The organism is Ruegeria sp. YTSC003, from assembly GCF_059609785.1.
In genome coordinates this window covers 1-20,683 of sequence record NZ_JBXWMK010000013.1, presented here as the reverse complement: position 1 = coordinate 20,683, position 20,683 = coordinate 1, and the positions used below count along the sequence as shown (strand labels likewise).

Genomic DNA, 20,683 nt, shown 5'->3' with positions numbered 1-20,683 from the left:
TCCACGTGTTCCTCAGCCCTCAATCTCCCGTGCTAAGCCTTCAAACAACAATGCAACAGCTTCAGCGCCGGGATCGTTATGTCCAACTAGGTTTTCTTCGGGAACATAGGCCGCGCGGCCCGCCTTCGCACGGCGAATATTTGCGGTGTTGTTCGCGCCTTCGCGGGCAGCCTCGGCTGCATGCGTCAGACTAGATGGTAGTGCGGCAAGTGCTGGTGCCAGTGCGTCAATCATTGTCCTGTCACCGACCTTGGCACCCCCAACCTGGCTGACGCGATTCAGGCCTACGACCAAAGACTTCGGTATCGAAGCCCCGCTCGCACAGGCATCGCCAGCTGCGTTGAAGAAAATTGCGAGTATAACGCCGGAAGAACCACCCATTGTCTGGCTCAACTCATTGCCTAGTGCCGGAAACAGTTGCGTCAGATCAGCAAGCGGCATGCGGTCAAGGCTACCTTGCAATGCTCTTGCGGCAGTGGCGAGTGTGCTTCCCGTATCGCCATCTCCGGATTTCGCGTCCAACTCGTTCAGGTTCTTCTCTGCGTTGATGAGAAGTTCAGACAAACGAGCGATCGTTTCCCTTGTGGCAGGGTTGTTCGAAGGAATTGGATCGATCGGGGTCAGGCCATCAGGCAAGGGCGCTACTTTTATCGGGTCGATGGAATTGACGCCGGGCCAAGCCGCCAGATCAACAGGAGCCTCGAGTGCCGATAAATCGTCCCGATCTACAGGCAGAATGGAAACAGAAAACCCGTGCATATCCAGCGATGTCATCATTGGTGCCGGGCCGATGATATGGAGGGCGATACTTGTTTCAGACAGGGCATGCGTGAGGACAGCCATTTCTAGCGGTGTTGTGGACCCAAGGTTGTTGACCAGCGCCACACGATCCCCGGATCCCATCCTTTGCTTTAGCTTCTCCACCACTGTGGACATGGCCGATACGGCATTCGAGAATTCGACTTGCTGTACACCGGGTTCACCGTGGATGCCCAAGCCAAGCTCTGCTTTGCCGGGCGCAATCCTGTCCTCTTTCGGAGACCCAGGAACGGTACAGGTGTCCAGGCTCATACCGATGCTGACGACCTTGGCTATGATGCGTCTTGCTGCGGCGGTGACGGTGTCGAGATCAGCACCACTTTCGGCAAGCGCTCCGGCTATTTTGTGCACGAACAATGTACCTGCCACGCCACGTGGTTGCGGAAGGTCGGGCAGGGCGATGTCATCATCAACTACGACCATCTCTACTTTGCGGCCCAACGCACGGGCGCGTTCGGCCGCCAGTCCAAAGTTCAATCGATCACCGGTGTAATTTTTGACAATAAGCAGGCACCCAGCCTCGCCCGTAACCGCAAGAATGCCAGCCAAAACCGCCTCGACCGATGGCGAGGCGAACACTTCTCCGCAGATTGCTGCCGTGAGCATTCCGGCGCCGACAAACCCTGCGTGGGCAGGTTCGTGACCAGACCCGCCGCCGGAAACCAAGGCGACTTTCGACTTTTCCCAATCCGACCTGTAGACAACCTTGATGTGCGGGTATCCATCCAATCGGGTAAGCCGTCCTCCTGATGACGCGAGAAGACCGTCTATGGCCTCCGTCACCAGTGTTTCTTTTGTGTTGAGGAACTGGGCCATGCTTTTGCTCCTTAATTCACTCGCGCGCCGGACGCGTCAAAATACAACGGGTTGTGTGGGCGGATTTTTATAAGTTTTCCAGATGGATAGTCCTGATGGACCTCAATCAAGGTCACTACCATGTGACCGTTTAAGTCCAGGTGCAGTCGTGTTTGATCCCCCAGGTGTTCGGCACGTATCACACGCGCTTCGCTGCCTTCGCCTTCGATGATGTTTTCTGGGCGAAGACCAATCTGCGGGCCTTTGTGGTCGCCTCTGAACAACTCGGACGGCAGGATGTTGATCCGTGGCAGACCCAACCGGCTGGCGACATATACACTGCCGGGGTCTTCATAAATGTCCCGGGGTGTCCCGTATTGAACCAACTTGCCGTTTTCCAAAACGCCGATATGGGTCGCCATTGTCATCGCTTCGACCTGATCATGGGTCACGTAGAGCAAGGTCGATCCCAGATCTGCCTGAATTCTTTTCAATTCGACCCGCAAATCCGCCCGAAGCTTGGCGTCCAAAGAACTGAGGGGTTCATCCATCAGAAATATCTGGGGGTCACGCACCAGCGCCCGCCCAATTGACACCCGCTGCATTTCGCCGCCGGACAGTTCTGTGGCTTTGTTGTCCAGCTTGTGTGGGATCTGGAGGATCTCCGAGACTTCGTTGACTTTCCTGGCGATCTCATCCTCTGGCGTCTTCAGGATCGGCGAACGCAAAGGGAAAGACAGGTTTTCACGCACTGTCATATGCGGGTACAGCGAGTATTGCTGGAAGACCATCGCCACATCGCGCTGGGCAGGTGTATCTATTCCAACGTCACGCCCGCCAATGCGCACTGTTCCTGAATCCAGTTTCTCAAGTCCGGATATCAATCTCAGTGTTGTTGTTTTTCCCGCGCCGGTCGGGCCCAACAACACCACAAAGGCACCGTTGGGGATCGTCATTGAGATATCATCCACCGCTTTAAGATTGCCGAATGACTTTGAGATACTCTCCAAAACGACTTCAGCCATTGCTCAGCACCTCGTCGTTCAGAGCGGACCTCAACGCGCGTCCGGTAGATTTTTCAAAAAGGGTTACTGCGGGTGAGCGGAACTCCAATCCCACGGTCTCGCCAGGGCTAACGACTTCGCGTGCATCAATCCGGGCTTTCAGCTCACCGTTCGGGCTTTGCAATGTCACTATCTGGGTGGTTCCCAAATATTCTGCGGCCAGGACCTTGGCCCGGTAGGCGCTTGCATCCGATAGAAAAACATGCTCGGGGCGGACACCAAAAACCAAGTCACCTTCAGCCCCTTCCATCAGTTTGGGAACAGGTTCGTCATGCCCGTTCAGGCCAACCATTTCAGTGCCAGGTTCGACCTTTCCCTGAAATGGCAAGAAGTTCATCGAAGGAGACCCGATAAAGTTAGCTACAAACATCGTAGCGGGTTTGTCGTAAATCTCCTGAGGCGTGCCGAATTGCTCGATCACAGCATTGTTCATCACTACGATTTTGTCGCCCATTTGCATGGCTTCCAACTGGTCATGTGTAACGTAAACAGTGGTCGCACCCATACGGTCATGAAGCGCGCGCAGTTCTTCGGCCATGTGTTCACGAAACTCTGCATCAAGTGCACCAAGAGGTTCGTCCATCATGAATGCCTTGGGGTCACGAACAATCGCGCGACCGAGCGCTACGCGCTGCCGATCGCCGCCTGAAAGTCCACCTACAGGGCTATCGAGTATGTCGTTTATCCCTAGAATTCCCGCGACTTCCTCGATTTTAGAATGTACGGCGGCGCGCGGCATACCCTGTGATATCAGAGGGTAGCTGATATTCTTACGCACATTCATGTGTGGATACAGCGCGAACATCTGGAACACGAAGGCAATGTCTCGCTCTGAGGGTGGCCGCTGGCTGATTTCTTCACCGTCCAGGTAGATTTCACCCGACGTTGGAAGTTCCAAGCCCGCGATCATCCGCAGTGTCGTCGTCTTTCCGCAACCGGATGGCCCCAGCAGCATGAAGAACTCACCATCCTCAATCGTGAACGAGCTTTCGCGTACAGCCGTGAAATCGCCGAACATCTTTTTTACGTTTTTGACTATGATCTGGGCCATTTCTACTCCGGGAAGTGGCTGACGATGATGAACATAACGGTTCCGATCAGCGTTACGATGAAAGAGTAGGTGAAAGCCCAAAGGACAAAGGGCTGCATCAGCATGAAGACACCCAGTGCGATAAGGATGGTTGCGACCATTTCCCATGGGCCACGGCGAAGCCGCATCAATCCGGTAAGAAACTCGCTCATTTGCGTACGGCTCCGAATGTGATCCCACGCAGCAGGTGTTTGCGCATCAGGATGGTGAAAATCATAACCGGGATCAGGAAGATCGTTGCTCCAGCTGCCACGGCAGGCCAGTCCAGACCGCCGATACCGATAATGGTTGGGATGAATGGCGGCGCGGTCTGCGCATTTGCTGAGGTAAGCAGTACGGCAAATGCATATTCATTCCATGCGAAGATGAGGCAGAAGATAGCTGTCGAGGCTATGCCGGTCGCGGCTTGTGGCAGCACCACTTTGTAAAATGCCTGAAAGCGTGTGTAGCCATCTATGAGAGCGGCTTCTTCGTACTCTCTTGGGATTTCGTCGATGAATCCTTTCAGCAACCACACTGCCAGAGAGATGTTCACGCCCGTGTACAGCAGGATCATTCCTAAGTGCGTATCGCTGAGCCCAAGATTTCTGAACATCAGGAAGATAGGAATAGCGACCGCCACCGGAGGCATCATCCTCGTACTGAGGATAAAGAACAGAAGGTCATCCTTGAGCGGGACCTTGAACCTACTGAAGGCATAGGCCGCCAAAGTGCCAAGAAAAATACTCAGGAACGTTGATCCAAACCCGATGATGACCGAGTTCATAAAGCGCTCACCGAACTTGGATGGTCCAACGATCACCATGTCATATTGGCGTACGATCTCATCGGCCCAATTCTGCGGTGGGTTGGCTTCCAGAAACTCCTGCGTTTGTCGCGTGCGTGTGGTGAAAAGGTTGACATAGCCTTCTAGCGTCGGGTCAAAAACCACCTTGGGTGGATAGCTGATCGCATCGGCTGGCGATTTGAAGCCAGTCAGCAAGATCCACACCAACGGGATCATCGTGATCAGCGCATAAGTGATGACCAAGAAGCCTGCGATCCACTTGGACCGGTTCGAAGGTTCGGTGACGGAAAAGCTGCTCATCTCTGTTTCACCTTGTTCAGGGCTTTTACGTAGATCGACGCAAGGCCGAACACGGTGACGAAAAGGATGATCGCATAGGCCGAGGCATAGCCCGTACGCCACTTCTCAAACGCCTCCCGCTTGAGATTGATTGAGGTGAGTTCCGTTACAGAACCCGGCCCTCCGCCGGTGAGCTGAACCACTAAGTCGAACATCTTAAAGTTCTCGATCCCACGAAACAGCACCGCGAGCATCAGAAATGGCAACACCATCGGGATAGTAATCGTGAGGAACTGCCGCAGCTTGCTGGCCCGGTCGATCTCGGCAGCCTCGTAGATATAGTCGGGAATGCTGCGCAACCCGGCCAGACAGATCAGCATCACGAAGGGCGTCCACATCCAGGTGTCAACGATAACGATCGCCCACGGGGCCAGGGTCACTGAGCCAAGCATCTCAAAGCTCGAGGGTTCTTTGCCGGTGAACCACGACACGATGTAGTTGAACAGGCCGATCTGTGGCTGATACAGGAACTTCCAGAAGTTCCCGACAACGGCCGGGGACAGCATCATCGGCAATACGATAATCGTGGTCCAAAGGTCGTTGCCCTTAAACTTCTTGTTGATCAGCCACGCCAAAGTGAACCCGATCAGAACCTGAAAGAAGATCGTCCAGAATAGAAAATGCGCCGTCGCCTGCATGTTCAGCCAGGTGTCTGAGTCGGTCAGGATACGCTCGTAATTCCTGAGCCCGACATCTTTGACTTCACGCCCAATCCGGTTGGCCTTGTAGTTGGTAAAGCTAAGTTTGATGGTCCAGATCAACGGGAAGATATTGATCGCCAGCAGTAGAAATATCGTTGGGGAGATGAATATCCAGGCGATCGCGCGGTCGGATAACCCCCGAATTTTTCGCGCAACTCGCTTGGGCGTTGCCTGCGCAACGCGATCTACGGTCCTGTCAGACATCTCTTTGCCAGTTCTTGTTGGTTTACGACTCACGGGAGAAGGTGGAGCGGGTTCGCACCCGCTCCTGCCTGCGTCCGGGTTACAGCTTGCCTTCGTCTTCGAAGACTTCCGTCCAATCTTCGATCAAAAGATCAAGCGCTTCTTGAGCTGTCCCTTGGTCGGCAACCACGTAGTCGTGGATGCGTTTCTGCATTGCCAACAGGAGTTCCGCATAGGCAGGCTCTTGCCAGAAATCCTGCACCCCACCCATTGCTTCTAGGAAATCACCGGCAAACGGTTGGCTGTCCACGAAACCAGGATCTCCAAGCACCGAGTTATGTGCCGAGTAACCGCCAAGTTCCCACCATTTGGCCTGAACTTCCGGCTGCGCGAACCACTTTATGTACTCAAGCGCGGCGTCCTGTTTGTCAGAGTAGCTGACAACAGAAATACCTTGTCCGCCCAGTGTCGAGCCTGCCTGATTTTGTGGTGGGTTCACGAAGAAGTCGATCTTGTCACCACCGGTATTGGGATCGGCATAAAGACCCGGGAAGAACGCGAACCAGTTCATAGCCATGGCGACCTGACCGGATTTAAATGCATCCAAGCTCTCACCCATGTAAGAGTTCGTGTATCCCGGAGGCGTCGCCGTTTTGTAGAACTCTTTATAGAACTCCAGAGCCTCAACCGCTTCCGGTGAGTTTACAGCACCTTCCATATCATATGATCCAGGAGTGTTTTCGTATTTGAAACCCCACGGATACAGGGCCCCAGTGACACCCATGGTGATCCCTTCCGAGCCGCGCTCGGTAAAGATTGCAGCCCCATACACAGTCTTGCCGTCGATTTCACGACCTTGGAAGAACTGTGCGATCTGCAACAACTCTTTCTGAGACTGAGGCTCGCGTAGGTCCTGACCAGTCGCTTCTTTGTACGCGGCTTGGATTTCAGGGTTTTCGAACCAATCCTTGCGGTAGAACCAACCATTCGCATCGCCCATCGCGGGAAGCGCGTAGTAATTTGGTGTACCCTTGGGCCAGGTCGAATAAGCGTAAACTGTTGCAGGTGCGAAATCGTCCATGCTTATGCTTTCAGCATCGAAGAAGTCGTTCAGCTGGACATAGTGGCCATTCTCAGCGCCACCGCCGATCCATTGGCTGTCACCAATCAGCAGGTCGCAGAGCTTACCGCCGGAGTTCAGTTCGTTCAGCATCCTGTCCGCAAAATTTGGCCAAGGAACAAATTCGAAATTCATTGTGTGGCCGGATTCTGCTTCGAATTCCTTTGATAGTTCGACAAGCGCGTTGGCCGGGTCCCATGCCGCCCAACATAGTGTCAGATCTTCAGCATTTGCCTTGGTAGAAAGAGTAGTAGCGGCAAGGACTATTGCGCTGACCGAAGCCAGTTTTGTGTAAGTCATCCATTCCTCCCTTTTTTCGCCGTCAATCGAGGATGTGCGAATCGCGGCATACCTCCAAGGCTATTTGAGGTACGCACCTCAAGTCCAGAAAATTTTGAGGTTCGTACCTCATAAACCCGAAAGAGATCGCCAATTTTGTCTCTTAGTCATTGATTCCTAAAGAAATTATTCTTTGGACTTGATGCGCATGTATTTTCGGCAGCGAGGTATTGTATGGTCATATCGACTTAAATGGGCGCAGCCGTCATGCGGCCAACAGGTTCAGCGAACCCGCTTCTGAAGCGCTCAAAGATTACTTGGTCGACGCCTTTGAGCACTCGAGATAACTTCAAATAGCGTGGACAACTCGGGACCGTGCATAACTCTTTGTGGTCAGGTGCAGACGTATGAACAATCTCTCCATCGTCCGATTGAACCGCTACCCAATAAAAGGCTTGAGTTCCGAGCCTATGCGAACTGTGGCGCTGCGAGCAGGAGGGGGCATTCCGGGCGATCGCCTGTTCGGATTTGCTCGCTACAACTCCGGTTTCGACATGCAGAACCCAATGCCACTGCCGAAAGATCGTTTTGTCGTTTTGTTGAACGAGGCTGCACTGGCAGGCATTCAGACCGGTTTTGAAATTGAGTCCCAGGCACTTGAGATCAATGCGAATGGAAAGACACGACGCTTTGACATGCGAGAGTCTGAAGATAGGAGGAGTGCGGCAGAGTACCTTTCTTCAGAGATCGATTTAAAAGATCCAGAGCTGCCAAAGTTTGTCTCCTCTGCTCCTCATAGGTTTACAGATGTATCTGTCGTATCAACGCAAATGATGAACGCGATATCCGTTTTGAATCTGACCTCTGTGAAAAAGTTGGGCGAACTACTGAACGCGGAAATCCACCCGGCGCGCTTCCGAGCGAATATTGAGATAGACGGTTTACCTTCGTTTGCTGAGCTGGATGCAGTTGGATCAGTTTTAAGATTTGGCGATGTCGAGTTGAAGATACTCTCACGCACGAAAAGGTGTGCAGCAACTGAAGTGAACCCGAAAACGGCCGAGCGCGACTTGAATATACCCTACCTTATTCGGAAATTGATGGGCCATATGGATATGGGCGTTTATGTCGAAGTGGTTAATGGTGGAACGCTAACGGTCGGTCAAACTGGGGAAATACTCGCTTAAACCTTGCCTCCTGGCAAAGTGGTTTTTCTAAGAGGTTTGAGCCATATTCGGTCAAACGATTAAACTCAACTCTTGCTCTGTCTTTCTTTTGGCTATCCTGGGTATCGAAGGTTGTCGCGTTCGTGCTTTCTGATCCAGATACGATTGGAGGGCACTCCTTTGACGGAGCCTTGACAAGATCCCTGTTTCAAATAATTTTAATCATTAAAATATATAGGCGGGTGGTGCTCAATGTATCTGGGCTTAGATTTGGGAACGTCAGGTCTCCGCGGGATTCTGGTAGATGACACAGGACACGTTGTCGGTGATGCCGAAGTCAGCATTTCCACTTCGACGCCTAAGCCTGGCTGGTCTGAGCAGGATCCTTTGGATTGGACCAACGCTTGCGAAGAGGTTGTTGGGAAGCTTCGCATTGGCAACCAGCAAGCATTCTCAAAATTGCGAGGTATTGGCCTAAGCGGACACATGCACGGCGCTACACTACTGGATCATGATGGCGAAGTATTGAGGCCCTGTATTCTTTGGAACGATACTCGGTCAGCCGACGAAGCGGGGACACTAGATCAAACACCAGAGATGCGCGCAATATCGGGAAACATCGTATTCCCGGGGTTTACGGCGCCGAAACTCGAATGGTTGCGTGCGAATGAGCCGGATGTGTTCTCAAAGGTCGGCAAGGTATTGCTGCCGAAAGATTATTTGCGGTTTTGGCTGGCTGGCGAATATGTTTCAGACATGTCTGACGGCGCAGGAACATCCTGGCTGGACGTTGACACTCGGCAGTGGTCAGAAAAGGCGCTAGCCATAGGTCACATGCGTGTCGAGCAGATGCCGCGCTTGGTCGAAGGCAGTGATCCGGGTGGAGAGTTGAAGACCCGATTGAGGCAGGAGTGGGGGCTTTCGAATCCGGTTGTCGTGGCTGGAGGTGCTGGCGACAATGCTGCCGCTGCCTGCGGGATCGGGAGCATCAACGACGGCACCGGTTTTGTCTCACTCGGAACGTCTGGCGTATTGCTTGTTGCGCGGGAAGCCTATGCTCCTGATCCGGAAACAGCCGTGCACTGTTTTTGTCATGCGGTTCCTGATCGGTGGATACAAATGGGTGTTATGCTTTCAGCAACGAACAGCATGAACTGGCTTGCTCGCAATCTGGGCGAACCCGTGGAAAGACTCGCTTCAGCTATGCCTGAAAAACTGAATGGACCTACAGCGATCACCTTCCTGCCATATCTGTCAGGAGAACGGACGCCGCATAACAATAGCCATATTCGAGGCGCGTTTTTGGGCGTGGACATCTCGTCGGAACCAGCTGAGTTGACCCAGTCCGTAATGGAGGGTGTTTCCTTTGGAATGAGAGATTGCCTAGAAGCACTGAAGAGCACCGGAACCCAGCCAAATAGCCTTATGGCAGTGGGGGGAGGAGCACGATCTCGGTTCTGGCTGGAAACCTTGGCTACTGTTTTGCAAGTTCCACTGGATTTGCCAAAAGGCAGCGAATTCGGTGCCGCTTTGGGCGCTGCGCGCCTCGCGATATGTGCTGCCAACGGCGCTGAGCCGGCGCAAGTCATGACACCGCCGGATATTCAGGAACGCATCGAACCACGCGGCGATCTGATTGACGTCTACGAAAATGAATACCGGAGATATAAGCAATTCTATGAGGCGCTTGCGCCGCTGGCGGTAAGATGAAACCAGAAACGGGTAAGCCCCATCAGATTGAAACTGCTATTCTTACCGATGGAAGTATGCGTGTTTCGGTCCTGAACTATGGGGCAATCACGCAGGGTTGGTGGTACAAGGACGTCCCGCTCATCCTTGGGTTCGAGGACCCAAATGAGTATCTCACCGATACGCGTTACCTGGGCGCAATTGTAGGGCGTGTTGCCAACCGGATCAGCGGCGCGACGTTTGACTTGGATGGCGCCAGTTTTGAGCTGAACGCCAACGAGGGCAAAAACACACTTCATGGCGGGGACGATGGGCTGTCTAAACAGTTTTGGGAACTCGAACCGATTGCACAGAACGAAGTCTTTCTGAGCTATGTTTCTCGCGACGGTGAGGGCGGCTTTCCGGGTGAGATCAGGTTCGAGGTCAGGATATGCCTGCTGGGTCCACGCTTGGTATATTCAATAGCTGCACAACCTGACCGGCCGACGCCAATAAGCATTGCGCAACACAATTTCTACACTTTGGGCGCCTCGGAAGGCGTAGATCGGCACAAGCTTAGACTCGCTTCAAATCGGTATCTGAAAATCGACGATCAGGGTATCCCGTCGGGCAGGGTGCTTGCGACCACCGACAAAGCGTTGGATTTTTCAAAGCCCAAAACGATTGGCAGTGCTCCCGAAGGGATCGATCATTATTTTTGCTTTGATCATGATCGCGGCCCAAAGGCTCCGGTGGCGGAACTCACTTCACCTTCTGGCCTTGCGTTGACAGTCTACTCTGACCAACCGGGAGCACAGGTGTATTCGGGCTATGAGCTGACAAAACTGCGGCGCACTTCGCGTGGTGTGTGTATCGAGCCATCGGGTTACCCCAACGCACCGAATATCTCGTCGTTTCCTTCAATCATCTATACTCCGGAGTATCCGTATCGGCAGGAACTTATTCTAGAAGTTTCTGAGGAATGACATGAGAGCAGTTTCGCTATTCTTGATTGTCGGCTCAACAATCTCAGCGGTGGGTGGTGCGCGTGCCCAATCGCTTGGTTCTCTGCCGGAGTTCCTCGAACCCGACTTTGCAAGTGCTGAGCTGGGGCGTTTGCTGTTCTATGACCCGATCTTGTCTGGCAACAGGAATATCAGCTGCGCGACCTGTCATCATCCCAGGCTTGGCACGTCCGACGGTGTTTCCCTTGGTATAGGGGAAGGGGGAATTGGGTTGGGTCCAGAGCGGACATTGGACCCAGGGAATACCCCGGAACAACGTATTCCTCGAAACTCACCAGGGCTTTGGAACCTCGGGGCCACTGAGTTCACGACGTTTTTCCATGATGGGCGACTAGAGGCAGACCCAACGCAACCTGATGGTATCAGAACACCGTTGGGTACTCATATGCGGTCTGGTTTCAATTCAGCGCTGGCCGCACAGGCCATGTTCCCGGTTTTGTCGCCAGACGAAATGGCGGGTCACTATTCTGAGAATGATGTGAGCAAGTCGGTTCGCCTTGGCTTTCTTACACAGCAAGGCGGTGCGTGGGATCTGATTGCAGAACGTGTTGCGGCCATTCCAGAGTACGAGCAGAGGTTTGAGGATATAGCGCCGGATGATGGAGTTACGTTCACGGCAATTGCCAACGTAATCGCAGACTTCATCGCGTTCGAGTGGCGCGCGGATAACAGCCTCTTCGATCGTGCGATGCGAGGTGAGGCTGAATTGTCAGAAGAGGCCGAAATTGGCATGGGCCTGTTCTATGGAAAGGCTGGCTGCAGCAACTGCCATTCGGGCTGGTTTCAGACGGATCACAAGTTTCATTCGATCGCAATGCCGCAGATCGGCCCGGGAAAGGCGGCGCGATTTGAAAACCATGTCAGGGACGACGGGCGTCTTCGCGTGACCGGTGATCCCGACGACGCGTTTGCTTTCCGCACGCCATCTTTGCGTAACGTGACACTGACAGCTCCTTACGGACACAACGGAGCTTTTGCCGAACTTGAGGACATCGTACGGCATCATCTGGACGCGGTTTCGTCGTTGGAAAACTACTCGATCGAGTTGGCCGCATTGCCGGACTTCCCGGGCCCCAAAGATCAAAGGGCAATGTCGGACCATCAGCACGTGGAGGCGATTGCCCAAAGCAACGGCTTGTCGAAAATAAGCCTGACGGATCAGGAAATCGACGCTCTTCTCAGATTTCTGGCAAGCCTTGAAGACCCGGCAGAGCGGCTAGGTGTGCCCGACCAAGTTCCAAGCGGGTTGCCGGTCGACAAGTAATCAGCGGTAAAGACGTATGATTTGGTTGGGCTGATAGTCCAACCACTCGCCTTTCGATCCATCCGGCCAGATCATACGAACCTGCACCTGGTCCTCACTCCCAAGTCCAAAATGCTGAAACCCAGCGATACCACCAGCGTGACCGCCGCCGATTGTGAGCTCGCGGGTCTGAACGCCCAGCGAGGTTTTGACTTCAATAAATCCACCAATTGCTGATTGATTGGATTGATCCTGAGTGACATCAATCAATAGCCAGTTGCCACTCTGAGAAGAGTTCTGGCTGACTTCGAGCTCAGAACCTCGGTTGACGACAACAAGATCCAACTGACCGTCATTGTTTAGGTCGGCAAGGGCCGCGCCGCGTGATTTAGTCATCGAAGCGATGTCGGCATCTGCTGCAGCTTCAATAAACTGACCGTCGGAGTTCTGTAGTAGTAGGTTATTGGGGTCGTTCAGAGCCGCATCGGGCATCTGTTCTACGTTTCCCTTGGCCACGAATATATCGTCCCGGCCGTCGTTGTTGACGTCGCCAAACTGTGCGTGCCACCCGGTGGATGGCCTTCCGTCTCCGCCGATATGCGGTCTATGAGCGGTCGTACCCTTTTCGTAAGTTGCATCGCGCCAGGTCGGGCCGTTTGTCACTGGGTCAAAAATCTGGAGTTTCTGGTCACCCATAGAGGTCAGATAAACTTCGGGAAATCCATCTCCTGTAAGGTCCCGAGAGGCGATCCCCATTCCCCAGATCGAAAATGGAAGCCAGCCTTCGCCTTCTGAGTATTGCCGAGGCTCAGGTTCCATCGCCCATAACTGCTCGTGACCGCCGCGAACATAGTAGTGGCGGTCGTTGCTGACGCGAAGATCTGCGCGGCCAGTTCGGGCCCAGTCCGAAAACAAAATGGAAAGTGAGCAGTAGCCGGGCTCAAGATGCAGCGGCTCACGATACGAGTCGCCTTCTGGACGGTACAAAAGGGTTGGGCCGCAGGATTCAAAGGGACCTTCGGGATCAAACCGATCAACATAGGTGCCAAACGCCAAGGTCGGTAAAGCTTGCCCGCTTTCCCATGTTGCCGAGAACCCTGTGGTCCAGTGATCCTCGGACTGAAACCCGAGTTCAGTAAAAGGGCTGAATTGGCAGTCGGGATGGCCCCGAAGAAGCAGGTCTGGGCCAACACGCAAAATCGCCAGATCTACTAACCCGTCGCTATCAAAGTCGAGAGGGTAGGCGCCGGTCACACCGGCCAGCGAAAGATCTTCAGGCGTCTTTGCCTGAAATGCTATCTGTTCCTTCGAGGTATTGATGAACAGTTGAGATCGGTTGGAACCGCCAGCCAAAAAGAGTTCTGGCAGCGAGTCCCCATTGCAATCGAAAACGGCCACACCACCGCCGACAAAATGCTCCCACCCGCCATCATAGACATGTTTTGGTACTTCCACATTTGTAAACTGGGGAATAACAGCGCCCGCATTCGCAACTGTGCCCAGAGTCGCAAATATCGCAAACTCAAGACGCATTCGACGTCAGCTCCTTGACCTTGAGAATTGAGATTTGTTCAATTCCATAGGCTGCCGCCCCCTTGGCCCACATCATGTCACCCCAGTGATGAACTTTGATCTGGGGTAAAGGTGCATCGACATTCACAACGCCGCTTTGAATGCGGGTCATAACTTCGTTGGAACACAAATGCTCAAAGCTCATTTGTGCCCCCGAGACGATAATGCACTCTGGGTCATACAAGTTGATCAGGTTGGAAATCCCGAGGCCAAACATCTGACCTGCGCGGGCAAGCACCGACGAAGCTCTGGCGTCACCCGAGTTGGCGCGGTCATGAATGTCGGAAATGGAGTCCATGTCGTTGGTATGACCAGTTACCGTCATCTCGCGGATCAAAGCATAGTCGCCCACATAGGCTTCTAGACACCCGCGTTGCCCGCATTGGCATAGGGCCCCGTCAAGTTGAACTTTGGTGTGCCCAAACTCAGCGCCGCAACCTCGTTCTCCGCGGTATAGTTTGCCGTCCAATACGATGCCAAGGCCAACACCGTGTTCGATCGTAACAACGAGGAAGTTCTTTAAACCCTTGCCCAAGCCAAAAAGCTGTTCGGCCTTGGCGACAAGATTGGCGTCGTTGTCGACGAATGCGGGGCAGGGCAGCGCATTTGAAAGCAAGTGGCTAAAATCAATGTTTCGCTTAGTAATCGAAGAAGACCAGTGCACAAAATTCTTGTTTGCATCGACCAGTCCAGCCACCCCGATAGAAACACCTGCCAAATGAGCGACAGAACGATCGATCTGATTGCAGGTTTCTTCAAGAGCTTCGCGGATCGCCGATACAAATTCTTGCGGCGACATCCTGGCGTGATCCAAAGCATATTTATGGGATGCGACTTCGTTTCCTTCAAAGTCGACCAAGATAACCGAGATCACTTGCCGAGCCACCTTGAGACCGGCTACAAGATACATCTGGCCGTCCAATTGCAGCAATACTCTGGGTCTGCCTCTCTTCCCCGACTTGGACTGTGCCTGGCTTTCAGTCTCTTTGACTAGCCCGGCCGAGATGAGATCAGCCGTGGCAGCGGTGACGGTCGCAGGGCTGGTTTGCAAGGCGGATGCAATATCGATCCGCGAGACGGACCCTTTGGCTCTGATGTGCTCCAATACCCGCAGGCGGGTCGTATTTCTTTGTTCCAAAGAAACCGGAGAGGCTTTGCTTTTCAGCATCTTGTCCTCGCGAATCTTGCTGTTGGTCCAATCTATTTGAATTTGCCTGCCTCTTGTAGAGTAAATATTTTACTGGCTGAAATAAATATGGTATTCAAATTTGTGAGAGCCGCGAATCGAAATGCGATGGCTCGGCAAATGGGAGGAAATCATGAAGAGAATTCTCAGCTTTTCGGCTGTGGCCACTTTGTTGGCTTCGACCGCATTCGCAGAGCCAGTAATTGGCGTAAGCTGGTCGAACTTTCAGGAAGAGCGTTGGAAAACGGATGAGGCGGCTATTAAATCGGCGCTTGAAGCAGGGGGTGCCGAGTACATCTCGGCGGACGCGCAATCGTCTTCCGCAAAGCAGCTATCGGACATCGAAAGCCTGATCGCCCAAGGTGTAGACGCGCTTATTATTTTGGCCCAAGACGCGCAAGCAATCGGACCGGCTGTTCAGGCTGCGGCTGACGAAGGTATTCCGGTCATTGCTTATGATCGCCTGATTGAGGATGGCCGTGCGTTCTATCTGACTTTCGACAATGTGGAAGTCGGCAGAATGCAGGCTCGGGCTGTCTTTGAGGCCATGCCCAAAGGCAACTACGTGATGATCAAGGGCTCTCCTACTGATCCGAACGCAGATTTCTTGCGGGGTGGACAACAGGAAATTATCGGAGCAGCAGTGGACAGCGGTGACATCGTAATCGTTGGTGAAGCCTATACCGATGGCTGGTTGCCCGCGAACGCCCAGCGGAACATGGAACAAATCCTGACCGCGAACGAGAACAACGTGGATGCAGTCGTTGCGTCGAATGACGGTACTGCAGGCGGTGTTGTTGCTGCGCTTACCGCGCAGGGCATGGAAGGCATTCCGGTTTCCGGTCAGGACGGCGACCACGCAGCATTGAACCGTGTCGCATTGGGAACTCAGACGGTTTCGGTTTGGAAGGATGCTCGCGAACTTGGAAAGGCCGCTGGCGAAATTGCTGTTGCGTTGAGCGGTGGGACAAGCCCTGCTGATGTCGAAGGTGCAGTGAGCTGGACGTCACCAGGTGGAACCGAGATGAACTCGGTTTTCCTAGCGCCTGTTCCAATCACTAAGGACAACTTGTCCGTGGTTGTTGATGCCGGATGGATCCCGCTGGAAGATCTTTGCCAGGGCGTTGAAAACGGACCTGCCCCTTGTAACTAAACCACTCAGCCCTAGGCCTCTTAGTCTGGGCCTGGGGCAAATGCTGAATATGAAAGATCGGAAATGACCGAAACTTCGTCTCAGCCGATACCTGAAAAAGCGAAACCCAGCCTGTTCCAGCAACTGGAACTGGATATGCGGCTTTTAGGAATGATCGGCGCATTTGTCATCCTGTGTATCGGGTTCAACATCTTCACGGACGGACGGTTCTTGACGCCTCGGAACCTGTTCAACCTCTCCATCCAGACGGTTTCAGTGGCCATTATGGCGTGCGGAATGGTGTTCATTATCGTCACTCGCCACATCGACTTGTCGGTAGGAGCGCTGCTGGCAACAACCTCGGCCGTGATGGCTATGACGCAAACCGAGCTTTTGCCGCAAATACTTGGGATGGGTTTGAACAATCCGGCAACCTGGGCGATCACAATTGTTGTTGGCCTGTTTGTCGGCACACTGATTGGTGCGTTTCATGGCTGGATGGTCGGCTATCTGACGATACCAGCCTTCATCGTCACGCTTGGTGGATTTCTGGTGTGGAGAAACGTGGCGTGGTATCTGACCAGCGGCCAGACAATTGGTCCTCTGGATAGTACATTCCTGATGTTTGGCGGGACCAACGGAACACTGGGCACGTCGACAAGCTGGCTGTTTGGGTTGTTCGCCACCGCGATCGCGATCTGGGCGTTGTGGAGTGGTCGCCGCGCAAAAGCGTCACATGGTTTCCCGGTAAAACCTGTTTGGGCCGAGGCCACTCTGGCCGGGATAATCGCAATTGCTATCCTTGGGTACGTTTACATCGTAAACAGCTACGCCATTCCGACGCGCCGGCTGCAACGTATGTTCGAAGCGCGCGGCGAGACAATGCCAGAGGGGCTGGTTGTAGGATACGGCATACCGATTTCTGTCCTCATTCTGATTATCGTGGCAGTCACGCTGACAATTGTGGCGCGAAAAACCCGGTTTGGACGCTACATCTTTGCCACCGGCGGAAACCCGGATGCGGCAGAGCTTTCTGGCATCAATACTCGGCTGCTGACCGTGAAGATTTTTGCGCTTATGGGCTTCCTGTGCGCCGTTTCTGCTGTGGTCGCCTCGGCGCGTCTGGCAAACCACTCAAACGACATTGGCACGCTGGACGAACTGCGCGTCATCGCCGCTGCAGTGATAGGAGGAACCGCATTGTCCGGCGGCATCGGCACTATCTATGGCGCGATCCTTGGCGCATTGATCATGCAGGCGCTGCAATCGGGCATGGCAATGGTTGGCGTTGACGCGCCGTTTCAGAACATCGTGGTCGGCAGCGTCCTCGTGTTGGCTGTCTATATCGACATCGTTTATCGCAAACGACTGGGGGCAAAATGATGCAAGCACAGGATATGCAGAAAAAACCTTCCGGCACCGGGCGCGGTTCAGGCGCGCCGCCGTTGGTCGAGATGCGCGACATCTCGATTTCCTTTGGTGGGGTCAAGGCCGTCGACCATGTGTCGGTCGATCTCTATCCGGGTGAAGTCGTTGGTCTACTTGGCCATAACGGGGCCGGAAAGTCCACGTTGATCAAAGTATTGTCCGGTGCCTATCAGATGGATCACGGCGAGATCCTGATCGATGGCAAGCCGGTCGAGATTGGCAATCCCCGTGACGCCCGGGCAAACAATATCGAAACGATATATCAGACGCTCGCCTTGGCCGACAATCTGGACGCGACATCAAACCTGTTCCTGGGGCGCGAGATGACGACGCCTTTTGGTTTGGTCAACGACGCAGCCATGGAGGCCGAGTGCCGAAAAATCATGGCGCAGCTCAACCCGAACTTTCAGAAGTTCAATGATCCGGTTTCCGCCTTGTCAGGGGGGCAAAGACAATCAGTGGCGATCGCTCGGGCTGTCTACTTCAACGCACGTATTTTGATCATGGATGAGCCGACAGCAGCGCTTGGGCCGCATGAAACTCAGATGGTGGCGGATTTGATCCACCAGCTAAAGGCGCAAGGCATTGGGATATTCCTGATCGATCATGACGTGCATGCCGTCATGGAACTGTGCGACCGCGCATCGGTCATGAAGAACGGAAAACTGGTTGGCACGGTCGATATCGCAGACGTCACTGATGACGACCTTTTGTCGATGATCATTCTCGGCAAACAGCCAACGCAAAAAGCAGAATAGGGTCAGGTATGACAAGCGGATTTTTCAATGGGATCGAACGGATCCAATATGAGGGCGTGGATAGTCAAAACCCAATGGCCTTCCGGCATTACAACCCCGATGAAGTGATTTTGGGTAAACGCATGGAAGACCATCTGAGGTTTGCAGTGGCCTGGTGGCATTCCTTTGCATGGGAAGGGGGGGATCCCTTTGGAGGACCCACCCTGGAGCGCCCATGGCATCCGCAGGACGACATGGGACGGGCCCGCATGAAGGCCGATATCGCTTTCGAGATGTTTGAACTTTTGGGTCAACCCTATTTTTGCTGGCACGACGCTGACATCCGTCCCGAGCAAGGCAACTTTGCTGAAAACCTCAATGCCTTGGAAGAGATCACCAATTACATCGGTGAAAAGATGCAGGTTTCAGGCACCAAGCTTCTTTGGGGTACGGCCAATATGTTTAGCCATCGTCGCTGGATGTCCGGCGCCAGTACTAATCCAGACCCTGACGTTTTTGCATACGCCGCAGCGACAGTAAAATCCTGTATCGACGCGACCCACAAGCTTGGCGGCGAAAACTATGTTCTTTGGGGCGGACGTGAAGGCTATGAGACCCTGCTGAACACGGATCTGAAAACCGAACTGGACCACATGGGCCGATTTTTAAACATGGTCGTAGAGTACAAGCACAAGATCGGGTTCAAAGGTACAATTCTTGTAGAACCGAAACCTCAGGAGCCTTCCAAGCACCAATACGACTATGACGCAGCTACTTGCATCGGATTTCTCAGGAAGTACGGGTTGGAGAACGAAGTGAAACTGAATCTCGAGCAGGGCCATGCGATTCTTGCTGGGCATAGCTTTGAGCATGAAATTGCGGTCGCGGCCGCAGAAGGGATGCTGGGTTCGATTGATATGAACCGCAACGACTATCAGTCTGGATGGGATACAGACCAATTCCCGAACAATACACCGGAAGTTGCCCTAGCTTACTATTACATCTTGAAGGCCGGTGGTTTTACCACCGGTGGCACTAATTTCGACGCCAAAATTCGCCGACAATCGATTGACGCCGTCGATCTGGTGGCGGCTCATATCGGTGGAATGGACATATGCGCGCGCGGTTTGAAAGCAGCGGCTGCAATGATTGAAGATGGAGGTTTGGAAAACGCGCTTTCGCAACGGTATTCCGGTTGGAAATCTCCAAAAGCGGAGTCCATGTTAAGCAGCAGCCTGGATGAAATTTTCGCTCGCGTTTTAAGTGACGGAATAAACCCAGAGCCGCAATCTGGACGCCAGGAAATACTAGAGAATTATTTGAACAGATTTGTTTAACTGCCAAACTTAGGTATTTTCCGCTGTTGTCAAAAGTCACGCCAAGCCGCCCTCGGTTCTGAGGACGCGAGGGGAGGTTTTGTTCATAGCCCGTCCATAAAGACAAATCCTTTCCTTGATCTGGTCAAACGGCCGCAATTCTTTTTGGGTCACAAATGCTTGACGTTTGGGTCAGAAATGAATGACGTGATTGACCGATTTAATGAGGTTTTGGCCGTCGATTGAGTCAAATATCAGTGACGTTCCACATTTACTATTGAACGTCACACGAACCTGACCCAACCGTCACAGTTGGACCAGAAACGGGGTGAACGTTCGACATCGGAAGGCACCCCCGATGTTGGACATCAATTGATTTTGGCCTCTGCGTCTTAAACTGACCCAAAATTCCCATTTTAATTCTCCCGCAGAGGGTTTCGTTTGATCTGGCTTCCCTTTTGGAAAATCTGGGCTGATTTGCAGATCAGACAGCGAAGCTGCCTGTTTCTGCCGATCTGCCACGTGGCGGACGCGGGAGGGGGCGAAGCAATGCTATTCGATAGCGGTGGTGCGGCCCGCAGGCATAGCCGAGGACACGGTCCTGTCTAATAGCGTTGCCCGAGGGGGAGGGCCGCGCCCTCACCCTGACGGCCAAGGGCGTTTGGCTTGTCCAAATCCCGCTGGCCCACGAAAGGAAGGTGATGGGAAAGAGGGCTTACCGCTATTTGCGATCGAACCCTTCTGTCAAACTTCAAAAAGTAATTGTGGCCACCAAGCAGACCTTCGCTGCTAGTGCAGCACTAGGCCTTAGTGACGGCGGCAATGCACTGGAAGCGGACGTTAAATCAAAGATGCAGTGCTTTGGAGCCTTGGACAGCAGCTATGCAGACAAAGCTGCCGTTGATTGTTCATTACAATTGGAAATCTAACGATCTAGTCGCAACGTTTTCTGAGAAAGTCTCTACGCATATTCTTCTAATTCTGGGTTGTGCATTTGAACCCAACGAGTGTCTCATCAGGTTGTAATGTGTTC

The 20,683-nt window shown here is 53.3% G+C and carries 18 protein-coding genes; 9 read left to right on the top strand and 9 right to left on the bottom strand.

Features of this window, described 5'->3' with window-relative positions:
- Positions 1-12: 12 nt before the first annotated feature.
- The 7 genes from AC2FFH_RS19640 to AC2FFH_RS19610 all read right to left on the bottom strand — a co-directional run bounded on the left by AC2FFH_RS19640 (position 13) and on the right by AC2FFH_RS19610 (position 7,198).
- Complete coding sequence (locus tag AC2FFH_RS19640; protein WP_496769359.1) at positions 13-1,635, bottom strand: dihydroxyacetone kinase subunit DhaK; 1,623 nt, start codon at positions 1,633-1,635, stop codon at positions 13-15.
- Positions 1,636-1,646: 11 nt separating this feature from the next.
- A complete protein-coding gene (locus AC2FFH_RS19635) occupies positions 1,647-2,639 on the bottom strand; it encodes an ABC transporter ATP-binding protein (RefSeq protein WP_496769358.1) in 993 nt (330 codons plus the stop codon).
- Positions 2,632-3,729, bottom strand: coding sequence for an ABC transporter ATP-binding protein (locus tag AC2FFH_RS19630; protein ID WP_496769356.1), 1,098 nt, complete (start codon positions 3,727-3,729; stop codon positions 2,632-2,634). Before AC2FFH_RS19630 ends, AC2FFH_RS19635 begins: the two co-directional genes overlap by 8 nt.
- 2 nt (positions 3,730-3,731) lie before the next feature.
- Positions 3,732-3,920 (bottom strand): hypothetical protein, encoded by a 189-nt coding sequence (locus AC2FFH_RS19625; protein WP_058274732.1) that lies wholly within the window; start codon positions 3,918-3,920, stop codon positions 3,732-3,734.
- A complete protein-coding gene (locus AC2FFH_RS19620; RefSeq protein ID WP_010442361.1) occupies positions 3,917-4,855 on the bottom strand; it encodes a carbohydrate ABC transporter permease in 939 nt (312 codons plus the stop codon). The genes AC2FFH_RS19625 and AC2FFH_RS19620 overlap by 4 nt, the downstream gene beginning before the upstream one ends.
- On the bottom strand, positions 4,852-5,799 hold the full coding sequence (locus AC2FFH_RS19615) for a carbohydrate ABC transporter permease (protein ID WP_496769354.1): 948 nt from the start codon (positions 5,797-5,799) through the stop codon (positions 4,852-4,854). Before AC2FFH_RS19615 ends, AC2FFH_RS19620 begins: the two co-directional genes overlap by 4 nt.
- A 79-nt stretch (positions 5,800-5,878) precedes the next feature.
- Positions 5,879-7,198, bottom strand: coding sequence for an ABC transporter substrate-binding protein (locus AC2FFH_RS19610; RefSeq protein WP_496769352.1), 1,320 nt, complete (start codon positions 7,196-7,198; stop codon positions 5,879-5,881).
- 386 nt (positions 7,199-7,584) lie between these two features.
- Here AC2FFH_RS19610 and AC2FFH_RS19605 point away from each other — a divergent pair, with 386 nt between their 5' ends.
- The 4 genes from AC2FFH_RS19605 (at position 7,585) to AC2FFH_RS19590 (ending at position 12,300) form a co-directional block, all read left to right on the top strand.
- Positions 7,585-8,364 carry an MOSC domain-containing protein gene (locus tag AC2FFH_RS19605; RefSeq protein WP_496769350.1) on the top strand — a complete coding sequence of 260 codons (780 nt, stop codon included), beginning with the start codon at positions 7,585-7,587 and terminating at the stop codon, positions 8,362-8,364.
- 231 nt (positions 8,365-8,595) lie between these two features.
- Positions 8,596-10,053: a xylulokinase gene (xylB, locus tag AC2FFH_RS19600; protein WP_282120642.1), complete on the top strand. Its 1,458-nt coding sequence runs from the start codon at positions 8,596-8,598 to the stop codon at positions 10,051-10,053.
- Positions 10,050-10,997 carry an aldose epimerase family protein gene (locus AC2FFH_RS19595; protein ID WP_282120643.1) on the top strand — a complete coding sequence of 316 codons (948 nt, stop codon included), beginning with the start codon at positions 10,050-10,052 and terminating at the stop codon, positions 10,995-10,997. Before xylB ends, AC2FFH_RS19595 begins: the two co-directional genes overlap by 4 nt.
- Position 10,998: 1 nt before the next feature.
- The gene (locus tag AC2FFH_RS19590; protein WP_496845149.1) at positions 10,999-12,300 is read left to right on the top strand and encodes a cytochrome-c peroxidase; all 1,302 of its coding nucleotides are present in this window, start codon (positions 10,999-11,001) and stop codon (positions 12,298-12,300) included.
- Here the strand turns inward: AC2FFH_RS19590 and AC2FFH_RS19585 are convergent, their stop codons facing one another.
- Entirely contained in the window at positions 12,301-13,812 is a 1,512-nt protein-coding gene (locus tag AC2FFH_RS19585) for a CRTAC1 family protein (RefSeq protein ID WP_496845148.1), read from the bottom strand.
- Complete coding sequence (locus tag AC2FFH_RS19580; protein ID WP_496845147.1) at positions 13,802-15,019, bottom strand: ROK family protein; 1,218 nt, start codon at positions 15,017-15,019, stop codon at positions 13,802-13,804. Before AC2FFH_RS19580 ends, AC2FFH_RS19585 begins: the two co-directional genes overlap by 11 nt.
- Before the next feature lie 151 nt (positions 15,020-15,170).
- On the opposite strand from AC2FFH_RS19580, the gene xylF reads away from it, so the two are divergent.
- The 5 genes from xylF to AC2FFH_RS19555 all read left to right on the top strand — a co-directional run bounded on the left by xylF (position 15,171) and on the right by AC2FFH_RS19555 (position 20,579).
- The gene (xylF, locus tag AC2FFH_RS19575; protein WP_496845146.1) at positions 15,171-16,190 is read left to right on the top strand and encodes a D-xylose ABC transporter substrate-binding protein; all 1,020 of its coding nucleotides are present in this window, start codon (positions 15,171-15,173) and stop codon (positions 16,188-16,190) included.
- 63 nt (positions 16,191-16,253) lie between these two features.
- Complete coding sequence (locus AC2FFH_RS19570; RefSeq protein WP_496725577.1) at positions 16,254-17,552, top strand: sugar ABC transporter permease; 1,299 nt, start codon at positions 16,254-16,256, stop codon at positions 17,550-17,552.
- The gene (locus AC2FFH_RS19565) at positions 17,552-18,355 is read left to right on the top strand and encodes an ATP-binding cassette domain-containing protein (RefSeq protein WP_496738333.1); all 804 of its coding nucleotides are present in this window, start codon (positions 17,552-17,554) and stop codon (positions 18,353-18,355) included. Before AC2FFH_RS19570 ends, AC2FFH_RS19565 begins: the two co-directional genes overlap by 1 nt.
- Before the next feature lie 8 nt (positions 18,356-18,363).
- Positions 18,364-19,671, top strand: coding sequence for a xylose isomerase (gene xylA / locus AC2FFH_RS19560; RefSeq protein ID WP_496769336.1), 1,308 nt, complete (start codon positions 18,364-18,366; stop codon positions 19,669-19,671).
- Positions 19,672-20,351: 680 nt separating this feature from the next.
- Entirely contained in the window at positions 20,352-20,579 is a 228-nt protein-coding gene (locus AC2FFH_RS19555) for a hypothetical protein (protein WP_496845145.1), read from the top strand.
- The last annotated feature ends 104 nt before the right edge of the window (positions 20,580-20,683 follow it).

What these genes read in the sequence shown, in the direction of transcription:
- AC2FFH_RS19585 (WP_496845148.1), bottom strand. Translation starts at nt 13,812, where the DNA reads ATGCGTCTTGAGTTTGCGATATTTGCGACTCTGGGCACAGTTGCGAAT.
- AC2FFH_RS19620 (WP_010442361.1), bottom strand. Translation starts at nt 4,855, where the DNA reads ATGAGCAGCTTTTCCGTCACCGAACCTTCGAACCGGTCCAAGTGGATC.
- AC2FFH_RS19630 (WP_496769356.1), bottom strand. Translation starts at nt 3,729, where the DNA reads ATGGCCCAGATCATAGTCAAAAACGTAAAAAAGATGTTCGGCGATTTC.
- AC2FFH_RS19580 (WP_496845147.1), bottom strand. Translation starts at nt 15,019, where the DNA reads ATGCTGAAAAGCAAAGCCTCTCCGGTTTCTTTGGAACAAAGAAATACG.
- AC2FFH_RS19605 (WP_496769350.1), top strand. Translation starts at nt 7,585, where the DNA reads ATGAACAATCTCTCCATCGTCCGATTGAACCGCTACCCAATAAAAGGC.
- xylB (WP_282120642.1), top strand. Translation starts at nt 8,596, where the DNA reads ATGTATCTGGGCTTAGATTTGGGAACGTCAGGTCTCCGCGGGATTCTG.
- AC2FFH_RS19640 (WP_496769359.1), bottom strand. Translation starts at nt 1,635, where the DNA reads ATGGCCCAGTTCCTCAACACAAAAGAAACACTGGTGACGGAGGCCATA.
- AC2FFH_RS19555 (WP_496845145.1), top strand. Translation starts at nt 20,352, where the DNA reads ATGGGAAAGAGGGCTTACCGCTATTTGCGATCGAACCCTTCTGTCAAA.
- AC2FFH_RS19625 (WP_058274732.1), bottom strand. Translation starts at nt 3,920, where the DNA reads ATGAGCGAGTTTCTTACCGGATTGATGCGGCTTCGCCGTGGCCCATGG.
- AC2FFH_RS19570 (WP_496725577.1), top strand. Translation starts at nt 16,254, where the DNA reads ATGACCGAAACTTCGTCTCAGCCGATACCTGAAAAAGCGAAACCCAGC.
- xylF (WP_496845146.1), top strand. Translation starts at nt 15,171, where the DNA reads ATGAAGAGAATTCTCAGCTTTTCGGCTGTGGCCACTTTGTTGGCTTCG.
- AC2FFH_RS19610 (WP_496769352.1), bottom strand. Translation starts at nt 7,198, where the DNA reads ATGACTTACACAAAACTGGCTTCGGTCAGCGCAATAGTCCTTGCCGCT.
- AC2FFH_RS19590 (WP_496845149.1), top strand. Translation starts at nt 10,999, where the DNA reads ATGAGAGCAGTTTCGCTATTCTTGATTGTCGGCTCAACAATCTCAGCG.
- AC2FFH_RS19565 (WP_496738333.1), top strand. Translation starts at nt 17,552, where the DNA reads ATGCAAGCACAGGATATGCAGAAAAAACCTTCCGGCACCGGGCGCGGT.
- xylA (WP_496769336.1), top strand. Translation starts at nt 18,364, where the DNA reads ATGACAAGCGGATTTTTCAATGGGATCGAACGGATCCAATATGAGGGC.
- AC2FFH_RS19635 (WP_496769358.1), bottom strand. Translation starts at nt 2,639, where the DNA reads ATGGCTGAAGTCGTTTTGGAGAGTATCTCAAAGTCATTCGGCAATCTT.
- AC2FFH_RS19595 (WP_282120643.1), top strand. Translation starts at nt 10,050, where the DNA reads ATGAAACCAGAAACGGGTAAGCCCCATCAGATTGAAACTGCTATTCTT.
- AC2FFH_RS19615 (WP_496769354.1), bottom strand. Translation starts at nt 5,799, where the DNA reads ATGTCTGACAGGACCGTAGATCGCGTTGCGCAGGCAACGCCCAAGCGA.